This window comes from Streptomyces endocoffeicus, assembly GCF_016741935.1.
GTDB classification, from domain to species: Bacteria; Actinomycetota; Actinomycetes; order Streptomycetales; family Streptomycetaceae; genus Streptomyces; species Streptomyces endocoffeicus.
This window is the reverse complement of sequence record NZ_JAERRG010000214.1, coordinates 1-428: the sequence shown is the minus strand read 5'-3', so window position 1 is coordinate 428 and position 428 is coordinate 1. Positions and strand designations below refer to the sequence as shown.

The following is a 428-nucleotide window of genomic DNA, read 5'->3' as shown; positions in this document are numbered from 1 at the left end:
CCCAGCACCGGACGCATCGCCTCAGCCAGATTCGCCACACCACCATGCGCGACAGCCACACCCTTCGGCCGCCCCGTCGAACCCGACGTATAGATCACATACGCCAACTGACCCGGCACAATGACCGTCCCCAACGGCCCAGCCGAGAAGCCGTCCGCCTCCTCCATACGCACAACACGGGCACCACCGACCGGCACCCCGGCCAAGCTCTCCGACGTACCCAGGACCACCTCGGCACCACTGTCCGCGATCACAAAACCCAGCCGATCCGCCGGATACTCCGGATCCAACGGAACGAACGCACCACCCGCCTTCCACACCGCCAACTCCGCCACCACCACATCCACCGACCGCCCCAAACACAACGCAACCCGCGACTCCCGACCCACACCAGAACCGCTCAACAACCGCGCCAACCGATTCGCCCG

The 428-nt window shown here is 66.1% G+C and carries 1 protein-coding gene; it reads right to left on the bottom strand.

What is annotated here, in order from left to right; all coding sequences use genetic code 11:
* On the bottom strand, window positions 1-428 hold a 428-nt coding region (locus JK364_RS54650; RefSeq protein WP_201858916.1), incomplete at both ends, for an AMP-binding protein.